A 4,548-nucleotide genomic window follows, 5' to 3' on the forward strand; every position below is an offset into this window, starting at 1 on the left:
ATACCTGCCAGATGCTGAATCGCACCGGAGATACCCACCGCGATATACAGATCAGGTGCTACCATCTTGCCGGTCTGACCTACCTGCATATCGTTAGGTACAAAGCCTGCGTCTACCGCAGCACGAGATGCACCTACAGCAGCGCCCAATTTATCTGCCACCTTATACAGCAGATCAAAGTTCTCGCCGTTGCCCATACCTCGACCACCGGATACCACTACGGATGCAGCAGTCAGTTCTGGACGATCACTCTCCGCCAGTTCTTCACCAACAAAGCTGGAGATACCTGCATCGCACGCTTCGCCCACCCCAGCGATCTCAGCACTGCCACCGCTGTTTTCCACTGCGTCAAACGCAGTACCACGTACGGTGATTACTTTGACGGCATCCGTAGATTGCACAGTTGCAATCGCGTTGCCCGCATAGATTGGGCGCTTGAATGTATCTGCAGATTCAACTGCACAGATGTCAGAGATCTGGTTTACATCCAACAGCGCGGCTACGCGTGGCAGGAAGTTTTTACCTGTTGTCGTTGCTGACGCCAGAATGTGGCTGTAGTCAGCAGCAACCGTCATTACCAGTTTGCTCAGGTTCTCTGCTAACTGATGTTCATAAGCTGCGTTGTCTGCCACCAGTACTTTTGCTACCGCTGGGATCTGTGCTGCAGCATCAGCCACAGCCTGACAGCCGCTACCTGCAACCAGAAGGTGAATATCACCACCGATGGCCTGGGCTGCTGCCAGAGTATTCAGAGTGACAGGTTTCAGTTCGTTGTTATCGTGTTCTGCAATTACCAGATTAGTCATGACCAAAACCTCCTTAAATCACTTTAGCTTCGTTGCGCAGTTTCTCTACCAGCTCATCAACTGAGCCCACCTTGATACCCGCCTGACGTTCTGCAGGTGGTTCTACACGCAACAGCGTCAGGTTGCTTGCTACAGCTACGCCCAGATCATCAGGACTGACCACTTCCAGAGGTTTACGCTTAGCTTTCATGATGTTTGGCAGGGAGGCATAACGAGGTTCGTTCAGACGCAGGTCCGTGGTAACAATCGCAGGCATTGCCAGCTCAACTGTCTGCAAACCACCATCTACTTCACGGGTCACCTGAACTTTATCGCCATCGACTTTAACTTCAGATGCGAAGGTACCCTGCGGACGATCCAGCAGTGCAGCCATCATTTGACCTGTCTGGTTGTTATCAGAATCGATCGCCTGTTTACCAAGAATCACCATACCTGGCGCTTCTTTCTCAACGACTTTAGCCAGTAGTTTGGCAACAGACAGGGAATCAGGAGAGTCTTCTGTATCTACACGGATACCACGGTCGGCACCCAGTGCCAGTGCAGTACGCATCTGCTCTTCGCAGCTTTTGCTACCGATAGAAACCACAACGACTTCATCCGCTGTACCCGCTTCTTTCAGGCGTACCGCTTCTTCAATTGCAATTTCACAGAAAGGATTCAGGGCCATTTTCACATTGGCCAGATCGACATCGCTATTGTCCGCTTTAACGCGAACCTTCACGTTGTAGTCAATCACTCGTTTTACGGCAACCAGTACTTTCATAACCGCCTCTTCTCGTTGTTATCCGGCTGTTAGGGGAAAGGCTACTTAACTAGCCATCCCATAATTGTTATTGGGTATGCCTAAATACTAGTACCGCACCGAAATTCAACAATGACAAAAAGCAGCTACATAACTGACAAAAAATACCAATAGAAGCCAAAAGCCTATAACCAAAGGGCTGCAGAGGATATTAATCGCAAACAAATACAATCAAAAAACACATAATAAGTAACATATATGTTTTCTTAAAACTGAAGATGTGAGTAAAAATGGGAGAGAAAAGCGGGATTAAGAATTTAGAAGAGAAGCTTCTGTTTAGCGGGTAGCATTCCTGAGTGACTAACAATCTGGTAGCAGTTACGACCGCTCGCTTTCGCTTCATAAAGCGCAGCATCCACAGCAGTAAAGAACTCATCAGATGAGAGATAGCGTTCAACCATACAACCGATACCAATTGAAACTGTCAGCCGACGCTCTTCAGTGACCGGATGAAGGTTAATTTCAGCCACTCGCTTAAGCATATTCTGAGCAATGCTGCATGCCTGCTCCAGATCAGTCTCTGGGAGTAACATGGCAAACTCCTCGCCTCCGAAGCGGGCAACCAGATCAGAACTTCGCTGAGAATACGATTTCAATGTATTGGCTATAACCCGCAAACACTGATCGCCAATTTGATGACCATATCGATCATTCACCTGCTTAAAGAAGTCGACATCTATCATCAGAAGCACCAACTTACGCTGATGTCGCTGCCCTCTGCGCCACTCTTTTTCGAACTGTTCCACGAAGTAACGCCTATTATACAGCCCTGTCAGCTCGTCAGTTTCAGCGAGGTAGCGAAGCTGTTCGGCCATCGCATTACTCTTTTCGACTTCATGAATCAGGTTTTTGGTTACCTTCTGCAACTCAGCTGTTCTGGTATCTACACGGCTTTCCAGATTCTGGCGCATGTCATCCAATGCCATGCCCATAAAATAGATACGCTTGGCGAGGTAGCCCATCTCATCATTGCTGAAATAATAGTTCTGCTTTTTAAGCCCTCGCCCCTGCATCGCTCGGGAGATCTTCAACATCTGCTGAAAACCACCGGATAAACGCCTGTACAAAGCAATACAAACCGCTAATACCAGAATGGCTATAATCGTAGCTGTAGTGGCTATGGTGGTATTTCGGTCAGCAGTGCTTTGCTTCAACTGCTCATAACCTTTCAGCGAATGAGCATCTATCTGGGCCAGATATGCTGAGAATTGTTGATTGATCTGAATATAGACCGTACTTGCTATCGCCATCGCCTTACTGGCCGAGTCAAGATTCACCGAGGCTGAGCGAACAGCTTTTACCAACTGCTCTCTATACTGCTGGAGCTCTTTTTGTAGCTCCGTATGCTGCTGTTCCAGTTCATCAGCAAAGACTACCTGATCGTGAATAGCCATCATCTGACGACTTACCCGATCTAACTGATCGATCTGCTGCATCAACCTTTCATAGAAGATAACCGTACTATCAACCCATTCATCAGCCTGAGCCTGCTCGATAAGATTACTTATCTGGAGATGCTTTTCCGTCAGTCCAGAATACATGCCATGAACATCACGATACACCGTTGTGTTCTGCTGGGAATATCGTTCAAAGGTTTGCTCAAGCTCATCCCCTTGAACCACTGTTAATACCACTACAACTGCCCAGAGAATAATAGGTAAGGCTGGCAGAAAAAGAAGCCAGGTTCTCAGACGATGTGGTATATCCGGCGCTTTCATCGACTAACAAACCACCTATTAATCTGATCGGGTTTAATGGTTCCAATATGACGGGGCATCACCCCACCTTGAGGCAGGAATATGTGCATCTCTCCCTCAACTTCTGGCCATCTACCTACAGCTTCTAATAAATTACTGGTATGACCTACAACAATGTTATTCCGTCCAGAGGGTGGTTTTGTATTTAAATACCCTCTTAACTTTTGACTTAAACGACTACGATCTTGTTGATTAAGGCCCGCGGAGAAAAAAAGAAAGTCCTGCACAATCACATTATCAAATGCCAATTGCGCCGTATCACGTGTTCGACAAAAGGGACTAGAGATTACCTGAGCATATGGAATGCTTAATGTTTCAAAAAAGGTGCGAAGACGTTGCGCATAATCTTTACCTTCGCCTGTAAGATTTCTCTGCGTACTACAGTCATCCAGTTTGAGATTTTCATGATCAGCATCATCATGGCGAGTTGCTGCATGGCGGATATAGATAACATACCCTCCCTGACTCAAGTGATTGAGCAACTCCGTAAACTGGCTGGCACTCACTCCCGATGTGGGAAGAGAGAGCACTATGAGTAATAAAGATTTCAGCCAGGCTAGCTTGAGCTTTTTATATTTATATCTCGTTCGCATGCCATGGATAATTTTTAGCTTTGAAACATATAAATAGTAAATAAACCAAGTAATATCAAGCAATAACAGAATTATTCAAACAAAAGATAAGATAAGTACTATCCCCTATTGGATGAGCTAACTTATTTAGATTAAAGGTTTTTACGAAAAAAAAGAGGGGATCTTAGTCCCCTCTTTTTATATACATGGATCAAAATGTTATAGATATTTTTTCAAAGAGAAGGCTCCGCGAAGATCCCCTTGAGCAAAACCTGTTGCTTTATCCTCTGGGTACAATTCCTGCAGTTTCTGATTAAGCGCGGGCTTTACATTACTTCCGTGACAAGCCAGACACTGCTCTCCAACAGGGATTGCTTTCATCATGCGAAAGATTTTACGACCCTCTTCATCCACAACAATCTGCGAGAAAGCCAAAGTCTGTAGATTAGAGCCCTGATTGGCTTTAGCTGCAAATTGCTCAAGCACCTGTTTCTCCCAAGAGTCAGGAGTATTTTCCGGGTTGCGTAGCTTATGACTGGTACGTGAGATTTCCCAACCACTCGTTTCATTAACCGATTGTGTTAATGGAAGGGCTTTAGTATTACAAACCG

5 protein-coding genes are annotated in these 4,548 nt (G+C 46.0%); all 5 read right to left on the minus strand.

Going from position 1 to position 4,548, the window contains the following annotated elements:
• On the minus strand, positions 1 to 806 hold an 806-nt coding region (locus GY843_RS03565; RefSeq protein WP_297306595.1), incomplete at its 3' end, for an FAD-binding protein.
• A 13-nt stretch (positions 807 to 819) separates the two neighbouring features.
• Complete coding sequence (locus GY843_RS03570; RefSeq protein ID WP_297306598.1) at positions 820 to 1,569, minus strand: electron transfer flavoprotein subunit beta/FixA family protein; 750 nt, start codon at positions 1,567 to 1,569, stop codon at positions 820 to 822.
• Between the two features lie 296 nt (positions 1,570 to 1,865).
• Entirely contained in the window at positions 1,866 to 3,326 is a 1,461-nt protein-coding gene (locus GY843_RS03575) for a diguanylate cyclase (protein WP_297306600.1), read from the minus strand.
• Complete coding sequence (locus GY843_RS03580) at positions 3,323 to 4,021, minus strand: histidine phosphatase family protein (protein ID WP_297306602.1); 699 nt, start codon at positions 4,019 to 4,021, stop codon at positions 3,323 to 3,325. Before GY843_RS03580 ends, GY843_RS03575 begins: the two co-directional genes overlap by 4 nt.
• Positions 4,022 to 4,156: 135 nt before the next feature.
• Positions 4,157 to 4,548: DUF3365 domain-containing protein (locus tag GY843_RS03585; protein ID WP_297306604.1), on the minus strand; the 392-nt coding region annotated here is incomplete at its 5' end.

This window comes from Neptuniibacter sp., from assembly GCF_024231755.1.
GTDB lineage: Bacteria > Pseudomonadota > Gammaproteobacteria > Pseudomonadales > Balneatricaceae > Neptuniibacter.

Coding starts and splice junctions, on each gene's coding strand:
- GY843_RS03570 (WP_297306598.1), bottom strand. CDS start 1,569: ATGAAAGTACTGGTTGCCGTAAAACGAGTGATTGACTACAACGTGAAG.
- GY843_RS03575 (WP_297306600.1), bottom strand. CDS start 3,326: ATGAAAGCGCCGGATATACCACATCGTCTGAGAACCTGGCTTCTTTTT.